This window comes from Caballeronia sp. INML2, from assembly GCF_023631365.1.
Taxonomy (GTDB): Bacteria; Pseudomonadota; Gammaproteobacteria; order Burkholderiales; family Burkholderiaceae; genus Caballeronia; species Caballeronia turbans.
This window is the reverse complement of record NZ_JALQDH010000175.1, coordinates 1-1,600: the sequence shown is the minus strand read 5'-3', so window position 1 is coordinate 1,600 and position 1,600 is coordinate 1. Positions and strand designations below refer to the sequence as shown.

At 63.9% G+C, this 1,600-nt stretch carries 2 protein-coding genes; both read right to left on the bottom strand.

The features are described 5' to 3' along the window. Positions 1-240: 240 nt before the first annotated feature. The gene (locus NCT32_RS36825; protein WP_061121055.1) at positions 241-1,218 is read right to left on the bottom strand and encodes a tyrosine-type recombinase/integrase; all 978 of its coding nucleotides are present in this window, start codon (positions 1,216-1,218) and stop codon (positions 241-243) included. Next, positions 1,215-1,600: tyrosine-type recombinase/integrase (locus NCT32_RS36820; protein ID WP_250491546.1), on the bottom strand; the 386-nt coding region annotated here is incomplete at its 5' end. The genes NCT32_RS36825 and NCT32_RS36820, both read right to left, overlap by 4 nt.

The window sequence follows — 1,600 nt, the reverse complement described above, 5'->3', positions numbered from 1 at the left end:
AATATCGAGGCGCTTCTGAAGGGTATCCCCTTCAAGGACGGAACCCCGGTGATTGAAAGCACACCGGCTCCTCAATCGCTGGCCGCCTGATCACGGCGTCCGACCCGCGTACACCAGTCTTGACGATTGCTCCGGTAACAGGCCACCGTACGCGGACTGACCGCCCGCTGCGCGACCAGGTACTCTGTAAAGAACTGCTGGATCAGCGCTGCGAACGAAGGCGGCTTCGGAGCAAGGGGCTCACGCATCTTGCACCTCCTTCCTGGCTGTGAACGACTCGAAACGTCCGGCGGCCAGAGCCATCAACTCGGGCACCGCTGAGAGGTACCAGTAGGTGTTGGTCACCATCGTATGCCCGACGTAGGTCGACAGCGACAGCATGGCCTGATCGATGTCCACGGCCTGGGCTTGCCACTGCACGATGCGGCGCACGACGAAGGTGTGCCGCAGGTCATGGATGCGCGGAGCAAAGTGCGCCCCGCGGTTGCCCCATCCCAACTGCTGGCGGAGATCGCGGAAGACGCGCTCTACGTGACGCTCACCGAGTGCCAGGCCTCGTCTACGACCGCGGGTGCCGACGAAGAATGGGGCATCCTCCGGCGGCGGCCCCTCGGCCAAGTCACGCTGCCAGCAATACCGGCGCAAGGCATCCACGGTGCTCGGGTGCATGGGAACCTGGCGCGACTTGCCGAACTTGGTCCGGCGGACGGTTAGGATTCCGTCCTTGAGATCAATGTCGCCGTTGCGCAGCGACAGCGCCTCGCCGATCCGCAGCCCGGTGGCGGCGATCAGTCCAAACAGCGTTTCGTAGACGGCACCGCGTAGCCCCGGCGAAGGCCCGAGTCGGCGCGCGCGAGCAAGTAGGTCGACGATCTCTTCCTCGCTGAAGATGTGTGGCGCTTGCCGCTCGGGCAACCGCCCGAAGATCGAATCGTCGGGTACCTCGGTGCGCGGCTCGAACTGCTGCAACCACCGCAAGAACGTGCGCAGCTTCTTCAACCGTCGCGCCCACGTCCGCGGGTCATTGCTCTCGTGGCGGTCGTTTCGGGCCCAGGCTGCCATGAGTTCCACCGTCAAGGCACCGCGATGGCCGGCGGTGTGGACATGGCGGGCGAAGCTGCGTAGCACATAGCCATCGTTGCAAGTGGAGAACCCCAGTTGGCGACGCTCGGCCAGAAACTGTTCGACGCGTGCTTGCACAGAAGTCGGCGTGCTCATGCTGGACTCCCCGGCCATGGCAGCGCGACCTCGACCAACTTGCGGCTGTCGAGCTTGGCATAGATCAGGGTCGTGTTCAGCGAGCGGTGACGCAGAACGTCGGCTACTTCCTTCAGCGAGGAGCCACCGGCCAGCAAGCGGTTGGCCATCGTGTGCCGCAGCAGATGCGAGCGCGTGTAAGGAAGACCGGCGCGGGCGAATGCTTGCCGGATCGTCTTGCGGACGAGATCGGGACCGGCGGGTTGGTCGCGGGGCGCGATATGGCGGACGAAGACGGCTCGATTGGAAGTCTTGGGACGCTCCTGTGTCAGCGTCGGATAGATACTCCTCATTTTCGTCGAAGTAAATTTCCCCAGTTTTTGTTTGGCGCCGCCGCGTAAGC

Excerpts from the sequence above, each read along its gene's own strand:
- NCT32_RS36825 (WP_061121055.1), bottom strand. The coding sequence starts at position 1,218 with ATGAGCACGCCGACTTCTGTGCAAGCACGCGTCGAACAGTTTCTGGCC.